The organism is Desulfotignum balticum DSM 7044, assembly GCF_000421285.1.
Lineage (GTDB): Bacteria > Desulfobacterota > Desulfobacteria > Desulfobacterales > Desulfobacteraceae > Desulfotignum > Desulfotignum balticum.
Map to the genome: position 1 here is coordinate 4515830 of NZ_ATWO01000001.1, position 15072 is coordinate 4530901.

Here is a 15072-nt window from a genome sequence, read left to right on the forward strand (position 1 = left end):
TTCTAAGTAAGGGCTGTGGCAAACCTTTGAATAGAGAGAGGCAAAATGAAAACAATCGGCCTTCTGGGCGGCATGAGCTGGGAAAGCACGGCCGGGTATTACCGGATGATTAATGAGGGTGTGAAAAAGGCCTTGGGCGGACTGCATTCTGCAAAAATCGTGCTGTACAGTGTGGATTTTGATCCCGTGGAAAAACTGATGGGCCGGGGGGATTGGCAGGGGGTGGCCGAAGCTCTTTCAGAGGCCGCCGTAAAGATCCAGTCTGCGGGGGCTGATTTTCTCCTGATCTGCACCAATACCATGCATCAGGTGGCTCCTGAGATCCAGGATACAATTGATATTCCCCTGCTGCATATAGCCGATGCAACGGCCGAGGCCCTGATCCGGTCCGGGATTAAAAAGACGGGCCTGCTGGGCACGGCGTTTACCATGGAGCAGGATTTTTATAAGGGCCGCCTGGACAGGGACCACGGACTTGATGTCCTGGTGCCGGGAAAGTCAGACAGGGCCTTTATCCATCAAACTATTTTTCAGGAACTGTGCCTGGGAATCGCAAAACACGAAACCAGGGAAAAATATCTTCGGATCATCGATACCCTGGCAAAACAGGGGGCTGAAGCCATCATCCTGGGCTGCACGGAAATCGGGATGCTGGTGGGCCAGAAGGATACACCCGTAAAACTCTTTGACACCACTGCCATTCATGCACAAAAGGCGGTGCAATATGCGTATTTATGAAAAATGAACCGAATGATAATGCAGGTATCCGTATACCGCCGCCGGTATTCTTCTTTACATGTTTGGGAATTGGTCTCTTGCTGGAATACCTGTAGATTGTCACTTTCGCATCCCAACAAAATGTCACAATCTTTTGCCAAAATCAGGCCTTTTTTCAGAAAATTTGAGAATGGACCTTATACATTTTTTAGTGGGATTTGTGAGGTGCAGAAGCGCGCTAAAAAACAGATGGTAACATGCTGATTTGTAGAGGAAAAATGTTCTCACGCTTTTTTACCAAATCCCACTTTACAATTTCATCATTTTTTTTAGGCCATGTATATTGAGAATCCCCCCCTCTTATCCCCCCCGAAAGGGGGGAGGAGGATAAAGGCATGCAGCGGTTCCTGCTGTTTGGTTTCAACCTGCTCAAATTCATCAATTAATCTTATCATTTTCCCATACCTTGCTTTTTTTCACTTAGGCACTCCAAATTGGGATTTTTGACCGGATTTTTGGGATATTAATGTAACACTTTACAAATACCTTGCACCCATTCATCTGGTCAGTATTTCAATAATCCCACGGGTTATTGTCGGTGGTATATTTATACTTATATCCATCGGTTTCTCATTGAGCGGATTTGTTGTCCTAATCAAAAACAAGACCCCATTTGACACTGCAAAATCCACGGTTAAGATAGTACAGGAAGGTCCATATCGTTTTTCTCGAAATCCATTGTACCTGTCATTATTGATTCTATTATTTGGAATTTCGATTTTGACTGCTTCTCTCTGGGTGCTCTTTACATTGCCGGTTCTCTATATTCTTTTTTTATTCAAAGCCGTGAAACCTGAAGAGAGCTATCTGTTACAAAAATTTGGAGCAGAATATTTATCGTATTCATCCAAAGTAAGACGCTGGATTTAAAAAACATGCTCCGGTCGCGAGCCCCAGATGGGCAAAAAAGGGGATGACGAACCGATACGTGACGAAAACATTTCACATTCAGACGTACCTCCTACCAGTCAATGGGGAAATAATCTTTTAGAAATTTACCGCACCAGTGTTTTCCCGTGATGATCCCGTGGAAAAACGGGTCGCAGATCCTGGCTGCCCCGTCCACAATATCCAGCGGGGGCTGGAAATCATGATCAGCTATTTTTTGTTTTGCCAGGACCGCCGGATCCTCATCCGTTACCCAGCCCGTATCCACGGCATTCATGTAAATGCCGTACCTGGCCAGGTCACTGGCCGCCGTATGGGTGAGCATGTTCAAGGAGGCCTTGGCCATGTTGGTGTGGGGATGGCGGCTGCCCTTCTTAAACCTCAGGAACTTGCCCTCCATTGCCGAGACATTCACAATATGCTTCTGCCCTGTGTTGTCCTGCTTCATCAGCTCTGCCAGGCGGTTGCACAGCACAAAGGGTGCCACGGAGTTGACCAGCTGGATCTCCAGCATTTCAGATGTCTGGATTTCTCCCAGCCGCAACCGCCAGGAGTTGGTCTTGCGCAGATCCACCTGCTGGCGGTCTGCATCCAGTTTGCCTGCAGGGAACACCTCGGGCACATCCAGAGAATGGTCATAGGAATAGGGAATCTGGGACAATTGTGCCGACATGCGCAGCCCTATCCCCGGTGCCGATCCGTTCCAGGTCACGGGCAGGGCCTTTTCCTCCCCGATATTTTCCGGCCGGCCGGACGTCAGCCGGGAGATGCATTTGCCATACTGCCCCAGAAGGGTCTGAGCATCCTCAGGCAGCAGTTCCGTGTCCCTGGTCTCATTTTCCATGAGATGCGCGTAAAATCCAGGGGGCCGGCGGACGGTCTGGGCCGCATTATTGATCAGGATGTCCAGCCGCTGATACGTATTCTTGATATAATCACAGAACAGCTCCACACTCGGGGTATGTCTCAGATCCAGACCGTAAATCTGAAGCCTGTGGCCCCAGTCGGAAAAATCATTCTCCTTTGAAAACCGGAGGGCGGAATCCCTGGGAAACCGGGTCGTGGCAATCACCTTTGCCCCGGCCCTGAGCATCATCAGGGTGGCCTGGTATCCGATTTTAAGACGGGACCCCGTGATCAATGCCACCTGACCCTTCAGGGACGCGGTCTGAAAGCGTTTCTGATAGTTGAACTCCGCGCATTCCGGGCACATGGTATCGTAGAAGTGATGGACCTGTTTAAACGCGGCCTTGCATACATAGCAGTTCCGGGGGGATTCCAGCGTCTGCCCGGTCTCTTTTGTCACCGAAACAGGACCTGAAATCTTCAGCGGCGCGGTAAACACAGTGGCTTCCCTGGCCTTGCGGATACCGGTGGCAGCCCTCAGCCGCTTTTCCTTTTCAACAATGGCCCTGCGCTTACGCTGTTGTTTGTCCTTCTTCCGTTTTCGTATCTCTTCAGGACCAGGCCGGGCAATTTTCCCTGCCGCAGAAAGCAGGGCAACGCGGTCATTCTCTGATAATTTTGCCAGAAGTTCCGGCCGCTCAACAATTTGCTCCAGCACCGGTATGCAGTGCCGTATGGCCGCCAGCATATCCTGATCCTCATCAATTCCGATGGATGCCACTATATATCTGTCCTGTTTATCTATCATCATTATCTGCCATCAGGGTTGTCAAATAAACCCTCCACCCTGATTTAAAAAGATGAAATTATTATGTATTTTTGCGGGTTTGTCAAATGAGATCAAGATAAGGGACGTAGTTAACTTATCAACTTGACACTACGCCATCTCTCTGCTAACGTTCCTTTATTATGCCGCGACAGCCACGCATAGACGCGCCGGGGGCGCTTCACCACGTTATCGCCAAAGGTATTGACGGAACGGCGATCTTCAGGGATGAAAAGGACCGAAAATCGTTTCTGAAACGGCTGGACGTCATTTTCGAAGAAACGGGCACGGCCTGTTACGCCTGGGCACTGCTGTCCAACCATTTTCATCTGCTGCTGCGGACCGGCGCTGCTCCCCTTTCCAGGGTCATGCGACGATTGATGACGGGCCATGCGGTCAGCTTCAACCTGCGTCATAGTCGCCAGGGGCATCTGTTTCAGAATCGCTACAAGTCAATCCTCTGCCAGGAGGATGCCTATTTTCTTGAGCTGGTTCGCTATATTCATCTGAACCCGCTACGGGCCGGCCTGGTGAACGACATGGATCGCCTTGACAGGTATCCCTTCTCAGGGCATGCCGTTGTCATGGGAACGGCCACGCAATCCTGGCAGCATGTAGATGAGGTTCTATCCTGTTTCGGTAAGCAGCAGGGACAGGCGCGAATGAGATACCGGGACTTTATCGCCCAGGGGATCGAGCAGGGCTGTCGGACAGATTTGACCGGCGGCGGTCTTGTTCGCAGCCACGGCGGATGGACTTCCGTGAGAGATCTTCATGAAGCGGGTCTGCGTGCTACCGGTGATGAACGCATTCTGGGCGACAGCGACTTTGTTGAACGAATGCTTACCGCTGCGGAAGATGAGTTTGAACGGCGGCACACCTTGAAGGCACGGGGAATAACCGTGGATACCGTTGCTGAAAAGGTTGCGGAACTTCTCGCCATGCCGGTAAAGGAGGTATGGCTGCCGGGGCGCTACAAGCGTACGGTAGAGGCACGAAGCCTGGTGTGCTACGTTGCCGTTCGCGAGATTAGAGTAACCATGCGATCCCTGGCCCGGCGTTTCGGCATTTCCACTGCGGCGGTAAGCAAGGCAGTCGCCCGGGGACGCCGAATACTTGAAGAAAAAGAAATCAACATTGATAAGTTGATAAGTTAACTACGTCCCTTTTTTCTTTTTCGGGCTTGACACCCGGTTTATACTTGCTTAATCTGATTCCTATCATGATTGACGGACAGAAAATACTCATCACCCGAAAATATCCGGCCGCCGGCATGGATCTGCTGAAAAAGGAACTGTTCCAACTCACCTTCTGGGAAAAGGACCGGCCCATGACACCCGACGAGCTGTCAGCCCGGGCAAAAGATCACCACGCCCTGGTGTGCACCCTCACCGACCGCATCGACAAACCGTTTCTGGACAGGTGCTCCCATCTGGAAATCATTTCCCAGTTTGCCGTGGGATACGACAACATCGATATTCCGGAAGCCACCCGAAAAGGGATCCCCGTAGGCTACACCCCGGATGCCATGAGCGAGGCCACGGCCGACATCGCCTTTGGTCTGATGATCGCTGCGGCCCGGAAATTCTTTTTTCTGCACAAAACCATTCTCACGGGTGAGTGGGGGTATTTCAATCCCACTGGCCACCTGGGGTTTGAACTCAAGGGCAAAACCCTGGGCATTTTAGGCCTCGGCCGTATCGGTGTCAAAATGGCTGAACGGTGCAAATCCGCCTATGGCATGACAATCCTCTACCACAACCGCACCCCTAGTCCTTTGGCTGAAAAACAACTGGGCGCCCGGTATGTATCATTTGACCGGCTGCTTAAACAAAGCGATATCCTGTCGGTCCACTGCGCTCTGACGCCGGAGACCCGACACATTTTCGATGCTCAGGCTTTTAAAAAAATGAAGCCCTCGGCCGTGTTCATCAACACGGCCAGAGGTCCCATTCACCATGAACCCGACCTGATCCAGGCCCTGAATCAAAAACAGATCTGGGGTGCCGGCCTGGATGTCACGAATCCGGAACCCATGACACCAGACAACCCGCTTTTGTCCATGGAAAATGTGTGTGTACTGCCCCACATAGGCTCCGGCACCATGGAAGCCCGGGATCAGATGTCTGTTCTGGCGGCTCAAAACATCATTGAATTCTACAAAACCGGCCGGGTCCCGCACATTGTCAACTCAGAGGTTCTGGCATGAAAGTCATTAAAATCGGCGGCGGATGCCTAAAAGACGGGCCCACGACAAACATTATTCTGGATCTGGCGGCAGTCCGGGGAAAAGGAAATATCTTTGTGGTGTCCGCGTTTTACGGAATTACCAACGCCCTGATTTCCGGCATTGAGGCGGCACTGGCATCTGAAGACACCATTGAAGCGGTAATCCGGGACCTGAGAAACCGTCATCAGATCATTGTTGACTGTCTGATGAAACCGCCTGAAGAAAAAAAACTGACCCTTCAGAAACTGGATAAACTGCTCGGCAAACTGGAACGGTACTATTTCGGCATTAGTTTCACCCGGGAAGCCACGCCGAGGATGCGGGATATAATCTGTGTCTTTGGGGAAAAGATGTCCGCCATGATCCTGGCAGCGGCCATGGCATCCCGGGGAATTGACAGCGGCGTGGCCCTGCCGGAAGAGGCCGGCATCATCACGGACGGCAAATTCATGGATGCCACGGCCCTGATGGCCCCCACCCGGGAAAATCTGTCCCTGCGCCTGGGCAGACAGGTCACGGAAAACAAAATTTTGTTTGTTCCCGGATTCTATGGTGTCAGTGACTCCGGAGAAATCACCACATTCGGCAGAGGCGGGTCTGATTATTCCGCAGCCGTGGTCGCTGCCGGAGTCACGGCCGATATTCTGGAAATCTGGAAAGACACCCCGGGATTCATGACGGCGGACCCGGACAATATTCCCCAATGCCGGCTGATTCCTGAACTGACCTATGAGGAAGCTGCGGAACTGGCCTATACGGGTGCCGGAATTCTGCATCCCCGCACGGTGGAGCCGGTACGGCAGGCAGGTATTGACATTGCCATCAAAAACACCTATGACCCGGATGCCCGGGGCAGCCGGATCACCCGCCAGGCCAGAGAAGCCGACACCATTATCAAAAGTGTTTCCTACACAAGCGATGTCGCTATTTTAAAAATCCATGCCTCGGGCGTGGGGGTCCGGCAGGGCATTCTTTCCCTGATCACGGGGGCTGTTTCCGACAGCGGCATCAACATCAAATCCGTGGTAACCTCCCAGACCTGTATCAGCCTGCTGGTTTCCAAAAACGACGCCCAAACCGCCCATGACTGTATCCGGGCCATTCACCCGCGGCCTTTCCGGGAATCGGCCTGCAGAACCCGGGTGGCTCTGGTCAGTATTGTGGGAGAAGGGCTGCACCTGAGCCGGGGCATTGCGGCCCGATGTTTTACTGCGGTTTCCAGAGCAGATGTCAACATTGAAATGATCTCTTTCGGGGCCTCGGATGCGGCCATGTATTTTCTGGTGCATGAAGACAGCCTGGATCCCACCATTCAGGCACTGCACGACACCTTTTTCAATGCTTCGCCGCCACCCAATTGAGCGGTCTTGTCATCTGACCCGGCAGAAAGCATGTTTTTCAGATATTGGCCCGTATCGCTTTCGGCTGGTTGGGCCCTGGGTTCCGGCAAATTTTTCCCATGCCGAAAGCTGGCATTTTTCTATTCCATGATTATACTTTTTGATGTAAAGCCGATACTGACCGGATCGCTCATCCCCTGTGCATCAGGGACGTCCGGAAAGTGGCTTTATTAAGAACAAACCCTGCGGATCGCCGATTCAGGACGGTCCGCGTAAGAATAGCTTTCCGGCATCTTTCCGGTATTACGGGAAATGATCCGGGAGAGCAGGAGGATGTGTCATGAAAGACAAACATAAATCCGAAAAAAAAGACAAATCAGGTAACGAGAGGAAAGATTCCCGCGAACGCACCATGACGGACGAATGCGGGTGCTTTGCAATCGTTGATGCCTGTGGATGCCAGGTCGTTGACCCCTGCGGCTGTTACTCCAGCTGCTGCTGTTGCTGATCCGGAACAGTGCCCGGCCGGCCCATTGACAAAGCGGCCGGGACAAAGTAAACAAACCAACAGGAGCTGTCCCAAGGGGCAGCTCCTGTCTGTTTTTCAGGTCCTGCACCGACCTGACCGGCTTTGAAAAAATTATGATGAAAAAAAAAGCAAAACAGCCGTCAAGATGGCAAGTCCGGCGCAGCGAAATCGATTGAGTCGTGCAAAAGTCCTGCAATGGAAAAAAACAACCGTGATTCGGGCAGATCAAAAAAGGGTCCCGGCCCGGGCACCGGTCATTATTTCCGCCAGCCGGGCCACGGATATTCCCGCATTTTACTCTGACTGGCTGATTCACCGGCTTGAAGCCGGATATGCCGTGTGGGTCAACCCGTTCAACCGGAAGCCCGGTTATATTTCCTTTGAAGCGGCCCGCCTGTTTGTGTTCTGGACCAAAAACCCCAGGCCCCTGATGCCCCGTCTGGATGAATTTGAAAAAAGAGATACCAATTATTATTTTCAGTTTACGCTCAACGATTATGAGTCCGAAAAACTGGAACCCCGTCTGCCGCCGCTGCAAGAGCGGATCCACACATTCAGGGAACTGTCCGACAAAATCGGCAGACACCGTGTGATCTGGCGGTTCGATCCCTTGATCGTCACCCCCGGGCTGTCTGTGGAACATCTGCTGGAAAAAATCGCATCCATCGGCAGCCGGTTGATGCATAAAACTGATAAACTGGTGGTCAGTTTCGTGGATGTTGCCGCATATCAAAAGGTTCAGAACAGCCTGATTCGGGAACTGGATTGTTTTGACAGGGCTTCCGTGTTTTCTGCTGAGCCGTCAGAATCGCAGATCCGACAGATCGCCCGGGGACTTGAACAATTGAAAACACGCTGGTACAAACAGGGCTGGGATATCACCGTGGCCACCTGCGGAGAATCCATGGACCTGAAAACGGATTACGGCATTGTCAAAAACAAATGCATCGATGATGATCTGATTCGCAGGGTATTCTCCCATGATCAGAAATTGATGCGGTTTGTGGATTATGGTGAAACCGATCCGGACACTGTCCGGCAACTGGAAATGTTTGCCACCTCCAAAAAAGTCGATCTCAAGGACAAGGGCCAGCGCAAAGCCTGCGGCTGCATCTCCAGCAAAGATATCGGGATGTACGATACCTGCCCGCATTTCTGTGTCTATTGCTATGCCAATACATCCCGAAACAAGGTGAACCACCATATTGCCCGGCACAGTCAATATGGAGAGGGTCTTGTGGATTCACCAAAGTCATCTCAACTCTGATTCGGCTGATTACCGTTGTTTTTCAGTTTATCGGGGCAATTTGTCGGCAAGACCAACCCAATATCATTTTTACCTGTCCAGGGCGGTTCTGACCCGGGTTGCCAGTTCATTTTTTGAAAACGGTTTCTGAATAAACTGAACCCCTTTGTGGCCCACCTCGTGATGGGCAATGACATCTGCCGTATATCCGGACATGAACACACACTTGAGATCCGGATGTAATGTTGAAAGGTAGCCGGCCAGATCCTTGCCGTTCATTTCCGGCATCACCACATCCGTCAAAAGCAGGTGAATCTTTTTATCATGGGTTTTCGCCAGAGTGATGGCTTTTTTCGGGGTGTCCGCCGATAAAACCGTATATCCCAGGCTTTGAAGCATCAGCCCGGTCACTTCCAGTATGGCCGGTTCATCTTCCACCAGCAAAATGGTTTCATTACCGGCCGGCAGTATGGGATCGGCTTCATGAACATCAGACAATAAATCCGGGTCCGTGATGATATGCCGGGGCAGATATATTCTGAAAACAGACCCAAGACCCGGCTCACTGTATACATTGATATAGCCGTTGTTCTGTTTGACAATCCCGTAGACCGTTGCAAGGCCAAGGCCCGTGCCTTTACCGATATCCTTGGTGGTAAAAAAAGGCTCGAACAGATTTTTTAAGACCGCTTTGTCCATGCCGGCCCCGTCATCACCCACTGACAGCAGGACATACTCTCCCGGAACAGCACCGGAGTGATGGTCGCAATACATTTGATCCAACGTTTTTCTATCCGTTTGAATGGTGATGGTGCCCACACCGCTGATGGCATCTCTGGCATTTACACACAGGTTGGCCAGGATCTGATCGATCTGGGAGGGATCCATTTTAACGGGCCACAGCTCTTTGCCCGGCTGCCAGATCAGACGGATATTCTCACCGATCAATCGACGTAACATACTGAGCATGCTGTCCACAGTGTCGTTCAGATCCAGGACCCGGGGGGAGATGATCTGCTTTCTGGCAAATGTCAGTAGTTGTTTGGTCAGATCCGCGGAACGCATGGCGGATTCCCGGATTCGTTCCAGGTCATTGTGTACCGGCCCCATAGAACCGATCCGTCCCATTGCCAATTCCACATGCCCCAGAATCACCCCCAGCATGTTATTGAAATCATGGGCCACACCGCCGGCCAGCCGGCCCACGGACTCCATTTTCTGAGCCTGCCTGAGCTGGGAGGTCAGGCGGCGGTGCTCGGCATTGAAGATGACCTGGGCCGCCATACCGGCCAGGGTGCCGGCAAAAGCTTCCTCGTCCGGATGCCATGTCCGTTTTTCACCTGTGTGGGCCATGGTAAAAATCCCGACCAGCTTCCCCTGGGAAATAATACCGGCATCCAAAGTGGAAGTGATTCCCATGGGAACGAGATAAAAATCCACGAATTCACGCATGCGCTCATCTTTTAACGCATCGTCGACAAATATTCGCCCCTCTTTTTGAAACCGTTCAAAATAACGGGGAAAATCGGCTGTCTTGATCTGCATTCCCGGTGTGTTCCCATCGGGATCAACACCGAAAAACGCCACACATTCCAGCACGGTGTCGTCGTTGGAAAACTGCCAGACATTGGCCCGGGACACATGAATGGTTTTGCAGGCCGTTTCCACAAGCCGGGCAAACGCCGCTTCTTTGTCTTCTGAATGAACCACAGGGTCCAGCGCCAGATCGGCAATGGCTTTTCGCTGTCTCACGGCGCGCTCTTCGCTGTGGCACAGACTCTTTTCCGCCTGCCGGCGCTCGGACTGGGCAGCGGCTTCACTTTTCAGCAACTTGCGGTGGCGGAACATCAACATCAGAACCAGCAAAAAAACAAGACCGCTCAGCCACATGAAAATATTGACACCCGTTAAAAATTTTTCCAGGCGTTCCCGCTGCCGGTCAAGAATGATCTGGGCGGAGGCATGGGAATCATTGCGGATGTTCCATGCCTTGGCCTGGGCAAAGCGCAGCCGGGAATAGACAATGTTCAGGGACAAGTCACTGTGCGGGGGATGACCGGACACACCCAGCGTCAGCCATTGTCTGACATCCACCAGAGCAGGTGCCACGGCATCATGAAACGTGGAGGCCTGTAAAAGGTTATCAAACACATAGGTGTTACGCAATGCCACCAGGGATGTGTACACCTCATCCACCTGGCGGACCAGACCGGCAACCGTTTCCGGGGCCGGATCCTTCTGGATCAAAGCGGATTGAATGATCACCTCACTGAGTTCTTCTGAAACCCGGCTCAACGCCTGGAGCTGGTCCAGCAGAATGGTCGGCAGGATCCGTTCCACAGACCGCAGGGTCATCCGGGTATAAAATCCGGCGGACAATACCATTATCAAAACGATAATGACAGTGATCCAGCCGATGGATGCTGCGCTTCGAAAAGGAAGCCTCATGGTATGGCATCCCCTTCCGGCAATGCGTGGTGCTGACGGTAGAATTGAACGGCCCCGGGATGAAGGGCCAGTGTGAGGCCATACAGAGAAGATTGCATGGTAATGGCATGGCCCAGAGGATGGGCCGCCCGGAGCAGCCGCTGGGTTTCAGCATTCCAGAGCGTTTTGGTCAATTCATACACCAGGGCTTCATCGACATCTTCCCGAACCACCAGCAGGGCATAAACTTCCAGCGTCGGAATCTCAGGGACGCCCGGGTAAGTGTCCGCCGGAATCACTCCCGGCAGAAGATAAGGATGGCGCTGATGAATGGTTGCGGCAATTTCCGGATCCACGGGGACCAGAGAAAATTGCGGACTCATGATTTGCGCAATGGCCGGGGCGGGCGTTCCTGACATGAGAGAAATCCCGTCAAGTCGACGTTGCGCCAGGCTTTCAATGGTAAATTCCGGTTTGAGATACACGGGGTCAAGATCTGTTTCCGTTAATCCATACGCGTCAAGGACAATGCGCATGACAGCCAGTGTGCCGGATCCTGACTCATCCAGAGACATGGTTTTATTTTTCAGGTCTCTGACACCGTGAATGCCGGCATCTTTTCGGACCATCATTTGCAACCGTTCCGGGTACAGGCTGGCGATGGCCTGCAAAGAGGGTATTTTTTCTCCTGAAAAAGACCCTGTCCCATTCAGGGCACGGAAAGCCACATCCGCCTGAATCAGGGCGGCTTCGATCTCTTTTTTGGCCAAAGCCCGCACATTGGCCACGGATCCTCCTGAGGTCTGGGCAACGGCCACCCGGCCATCGGCGGTCCAGGTGGATGAAAATCCAATGGCCAGTGCCCGGCCGATGGGATAATAAACCCCCATCAACCCACCCGTACCGATACGGAATAGCGGCATTTCTCCGGCGATGGCCGTACGAATCGGTATTCCCGATATTCCTGCCAATAATATCCACACCCAGACAAATATTAACCATCTGCCGCACATGATAAATCTCCCATGGATTTTTACGCATCTTATTGCATCATGACACAAGTTTAAACTTTTTTTTTACATTCACCCGGATCAACGAAAAACAAGACCGGTTGGATTGGATTTTTTCTGGCAATGGCAGGGATGATACGTAAGAAATAAAAAATGGTGGGCGGTACAAGGATTGAACTTGTGACTTCTACCGTGTGAAGGTAGCACTCTCCCGCTGAGTTAACCGCCCTTTGGCAATCATTTTATTTTGTACGCATATCTGATACCCTTTTTTTGGGCTTTGGTCAAGGGCACATTCAACAAAATTTTTCATCCCTTGATTTCCCTTGACATGTGAATGGAAAGTATTTTATGGAATCAAAGCCGCATGATGGACCCAACATTTAAGGAGATAATTCATGGCATATGATTTTAATGTGAACGAAGTATTTGAAATGGCAATCCAGATCGAAGCCAACGGCGCCAATTTTTACAGAAAAGCCGCCGAACTGCAAAAAGAGCCGGACAACAAGGCGTTTCTGGAAAAACTGGCCCGCATGGAAGACAAGCACAAAGTGATTTTTGAATCCATGCAAAAAGAGGTTTCCGAGGGGGAAAAACAAGAAACCGTGTTTGATCCGGCCGATGAACTGTCCATGTATCTGAAAGCCATGGCAGACAATCACGGCGGTGAAGGAGACCCGGATATTGTCGATGCTTTCACCGGTGAAGAACCCATTGAAGAGATCATCACCACAGCCATCGGCCTGGAAAAAGAATCCATTTTATTCTACCTGGGACTCAAGGACCTGGTCCCTGCCAAATACGGACATGACAAGCTGGATCATATCATCAAGGAAGAAAAAATGCACATCGCCCAGTTGACCGGGTTTTTGAAAAAAATCAAGGCATAATTCATCACGCGTTTGCCGGGAAATATATCGGAACCGTGCCCGGCAGGCGCGTGTCTCCATTTAAAGCGATCATTTGAATGCACATGATCCAGATTTTAAAAAAATGCCTGAAATCTGATTTATTCAAAGAAACCTTCACTATTATCGTTCCCATCTGGGCGGTGTTCGGGATATTTATCCTGAGCGTCTGTCTGATTTTTATTCCTTCTTTTAAAAACAGTCTGACCGATCAGAAAAAAGAGTTGATCCAGTCCCTGACACAAAATGCCGTCAGTCTTTTGTCTGAATACCACGAAAGGGTTTTATCCGGTGAGTTGACAGTAACCCAGGCCAAATCCAGAGCCAAAGAGCGGATACGATACCTGCGGTACGGCGCTGAGGCCAAAGATTATTTCTGGATTATCGACCGGCATCCGTTCATGATCATGCACCCGTACCGCCCGGATATGGAAGGCCGGGACCTGTCCTCACTTTCTGATGAACAAAACAACTTCCCTTTTATCGACATGGTAAAAACCGCCTTGAACCAGGAAGAAGGGTACGTCAATTACTACTGGCAGTGGAAAGATGCGCCCCATAAAATCGTTCCGAAAATTTCCTACGTCAAACTGTTCGATCCCTGGGGATGGATTGTGGGAACCGGCCTATATGTCGAGGATGTACAAAAAGAGATCCGTCTTTTGGTTAACAAAATAAACCAAGTGTTCATGGCCGTTTTTTTGGTGATATTTGCCTTGTCCATCTACATCACCTGGCAGACCATTCGTATCCGCAACAAAAAAATAACCGCTGAGCGTACCGCTCAAAAAGAAAAACAGACCCTTGCTCTGATCCTGGAAAGCACCCCCCACGGGATCACCCTGATTGACAGGGATGATAAATACCTTTACGTCAACCCGTATTTCACCAAAATAACCGGATATACCCTGGCAGATATTCCGGACAAACACGCGTGGTTTCAAAAAGCGTATCCGGATCCGGCGTATCGAAAGCTGGTGCTTGATGCCTGGAAAAACGATACGCCCATCGAAGGACCGGTCCATATCCGTGAATTTAGAATCATGTGCAGGGACGGGCAAATCAAAGACATTGAATTCAGGTCTTCCTATACGGCAGATAAAAAGATTTCCGTGTTGACCGACATCACCCAAAGAAAAGAAGCGGACATCATTCGCAGGGAAAAAGACCGGCTCCAGGGTGTGCTGGAGGTCTCGGGTGCGGTATGCCATGAAATGAATCAGCCGCTGATGAGCATATCCGGTTATTTTGAACTGATGATGCTGAATATGTCTGAAGATGATCCCAATTATCCCAGAATCAAAAAAATCCAGGACCAGCTGGAAAGGATGGCCGGTATCACTAAAAAAATGATGCAGATCTCCCGGTACCGGACCAAAGACTATCTGAACGGGAAAATTGTGGATATCTCCGGAACCCCGGATGCGGATCCCCAAAAAAAATAACCGCCGGGGCGGTTCAAGGTTTCGTGCCCCGGCGGTTATAGGTCTGTTTTTAAGGCCGCAAAAAAAGACTGCGGCAAAGATTTTTTATACTTATTTTTCCAAAGATTCCAGTTCGGGCGTGGTTTTGATGGTCTGCTTGTCACCGGCCAGATGACGTCTGGCTTTTTCCTTGTTCTTTTTGATCTGGATCTGCACTTTGTCCGCCAGACCGTCAAGGGCGGAATACATGGTTTCCGCTTCTTCTTTGGCATTGATTCTGAGTTTATCACTGACCAGATTCACTTCCGCTATATGACGAATTTTTTCAATCGATAACACCAGATTTGCCTCCCCCGGGGCATCCAGCATTTTATCCAGTTTATCCAGTTTTTCCTGGGCATAAGATTTCAGGGCGTCTGAGGATTCCATCTGCTTAAAATTTATGGCAAGCTGCATAAGTCCTCCTTGTATGAGGGTTGATTGAAACACCGCATTCATCTTAACAGATAATGGCCACCAATCCCAGCAAAGTCAAATTTTTCCGGCAATTTTCTGTGCTTGTTGTGAATCAAAGATTACTGTATAATAAGTATCAACTGTTTATACCGCCGTTATCGT

The 15072-nt window shown here is 50.8% G+C and carries 12 protein-coding genes and 1 tRNA gene; 8 read left to right on the forward strand and 5 right to left on the reverse strand.

The features are described from left to right. Positions 1 to 45: 45 nt before the first annotated feature. Positions 46 to 738, forward strand: a complete 693-nt coding sequence (locus K365_RS0122575) for an aspartate/glutamate racemase family protein (RefSeq protein ID WP_024336425.1) — start codon at positions 46 to 48, stop codon at positions 736 to 738. Between the two features lie 570 nt (positions 739 to 1308). Next, positions 1309 to 1647 carry a methyltransferase family protein gene (locus tag K365_RS29525; RefSeq protein ID WP_353740184.1) on the forward strand — a complete coding sequence of 113 codons (339 nt, stop codon included), beginning with the start codon at positions 1309 to 1311 and terminating at the stop codon, positions 1645 to 1647. A gap of 91 nt (positions 1648 to 1738) precedes the next feature. On the opposite strand, the gene K365_RS0122585 is transcribed toward K365_RS29525, so the two are convergent. Beyond that, positions 1739 to 3292, reverse strand: a complete 1554-nt coding sequence (locus tag K365_RS0122585) for an SDR family oxidoreductase (protein ID WP_245569247.1) — start codon at positions 3290 to 3292, stop codon at positions 1739 to 1741. A gap of 188 nt (positions 3293 to 3480) precedes the next feature. Here K365_RS0122585 and K365_RS0122590 point away from each other — a divergent pair, with 188 nt between their 5' ends. The 4 genes from K365_RS0122590 to K365_RS0122610 all read left to right on the forward strand — a co-directional run bounded on the left by K365_RS0122590 (position 3481) and on the right by K365_RS0122610 (position 8703). Further along, positions 3481 to 4494, forward strand: coding sequence for a transposase (locus tag K365_RS0122590; protein WP_024336427.1), 1014 nt, complete (start codon positions 3481 to 3483; stop codon positions 4492 to 4494). 65 nt (positions 4495 to 4559) lie between these two features. Beyond that, the gene (locus K365_RS0122595; protein ID WP_024336428.1) at positions 4560 to 5546 is read left to right on the forward strand and encodes a 2-hydroxyacid dehydrogenase; all 987 of its coding nucleotides are present in this window, start codon (positions 4560 to 4562) and stop codon (positions 5544 to 5546) included. Further along, positions 5543 to 6928, forward strand: coding sequence for an aspartate kinase (locus K365_RS0122600; RefSeq protein WP_024336429.1), 1386 nt, complete (start codon positions 5543 to 5545; stop codon positions 6926 to 6928). The genes K365_RS0122595 and K365_RS0122600 overlap by 4 nt, the downstream gene beginning before the upstream one ends. A gap of 719 nt (positions 6929 to 7647) precedes the next feature. Next, the gene (locus K365_RS0122610; protein ID WP_024336430.1) at positions 7648 to 8703 is read left to right on the forward strand and encodes a DUF1848 domain-containing protein; all 1056 of its coding nucleotides are present in this window, start codon (positions 7648 to 7650) and stop codon (positions 8701 to 8703) included. A 69-nt stretch (positions 8704 to 8772) separates the two neighbouring features. Here the strand turns inward: K365_RS0122610 and K365_RS28940 are convergent, their stop codons facing one another. The 3 genes from K365_RS28940 to K365_RS0122630 form a co-directional block, all read right to left on the reverse strand. Next, positions 8773 to 11130 (reverse strand): hybrid sensor histidine kinase/response regulator, encoded by a 2358-nt coding sequence (locus K365_RS28940; RefSeq protein WP_024336431.1) that lies wholly within the window; start codon positions 11128 to 11130, stop codon positions 8773 to 8775. Next, on the reverse strand, positions 11127 to 12032 hold the full coding sequence (locus tag K365_RS0122620) for a TAXI family TRAP transporter solute-binding subunit (protein ID WP_024336432.1): 906 nt from the start codon (positions 12030 to 12032) through the stop codon (positions 11127 to 11129). The genes K365_RS28940 and K365_RS0122620 overlap by 4 nt, the downstream gene beginning before the upstream one ends. A gap of 241 nt (positions 12033 to 12273) precedes the next feature. Beyond that, a tRNA-Val gene (locus K365_RS0122630) sits at positions 12274 to 12348 on the reverse strand. Between the two features lie 169 nt (positions 12349 to 12517). Between K365_RS0122630 and K365_RS0122635 the strand changes: the two genes are divergently transcribed. Beyond that, entirely contained in the window at positions 12518 to 13012 is a 495-nt protein-coding gene (locus K365_RS0122635) for a ferritin family protein (protein ID WP_024336433.1), read from the forward strand. 83 nt (positions 13013 to 13095) lie between these two features. After that, a complete protein-coding gene (locus tag K365_RS26925) occupies positions 13096 to 14475 on the forward strand; it encodes a cache domain-containing protein (RefSeq protein ID WP_169432984.1) in 1380 nt (459 codons plus the stop codon). A gap of 90 nt (positions 14476 to 14565) precedes the next feature. On the opposite strand, the gene hpf is transcribed toward K365_RS26925, so the two are convergent. Next, a complete protein-coding gene (gene hpf, locus K365_RS0122645) occupies positions 14566 to 14910 on the reverse strand; it encodes a ribosome hibernation-promoting factor, HPF/YfiA family (RefSeq protein WP_024336435.1) in 345 nt (114 codons plus the stop codon). Between the last annotated feature and the right edge of the window lie 162 nt (positions 14911 to 15072).

Bases quoted from the DNA above. Each gene is read 5' to 3' on its own strand.
- K365_RS0122575 (WP_024336425.1), top strand. From the start codon at position 46: ATGAAAACAATCGGCCTTCTGGGCGGCATGAGCTGGGAAAGCACGGCC.
- K365_RS0122590 (WP_024336427.1), top strand. From the start codon at position 3,481: ATGCCGCGACAGCCACGCATAGACGCGCCGGGGGCGCTTCACCACGTT.
- K365_RS0122595 (WP_024336428.1), top strand. From the start codon at position 4,560: ATGATTGACGGACAGAAAATACTCATCACCCGAAAATATCCGGCCGCC.
- K365_RS0122600 (WP_024336429.1), top strand. From the start codon at position 5,543: ATGAAAGTCATTAAAATCGGCGGCGGATGCCTAAAAGACGGGCCCACG.
- K365_RS28940 (WP_024336431.1), bottom strand. From the start codon at position 11,130: ATGAGGCTTCCTTTTCGAAGCGCAGCATCCATCGGCTGGATCACTGTC.
- K365_RS0122620 (WP_024336432.1), bottom strand. From the start codon at position 12,032: ATGCCGCTATTCCGTATCGGTACGGGTGGGTTGATGGGGGTTTATTAT.
- K365_RS0122635 (WP_024336433.1), top strand. From the start codon at position 12,518: ATGGCATATGATTTTAATGTGAACGAAGTATTTGAAATGGCAATCCAG.
- K365_RS26925 (WP_169432984.1), top strand. From the start codon at position 13,096: ATGATCCAGATTTTAAAAAAATGCCTGAAATCTGATTTATTCAAAGAA.
- hpf (WP_024336435.1), bottom strand. From the start codon at position 14,910: ATGCAGCTTGCCATAAATTTTAAGCAGATGGAATCCTCAGACGCCCTG.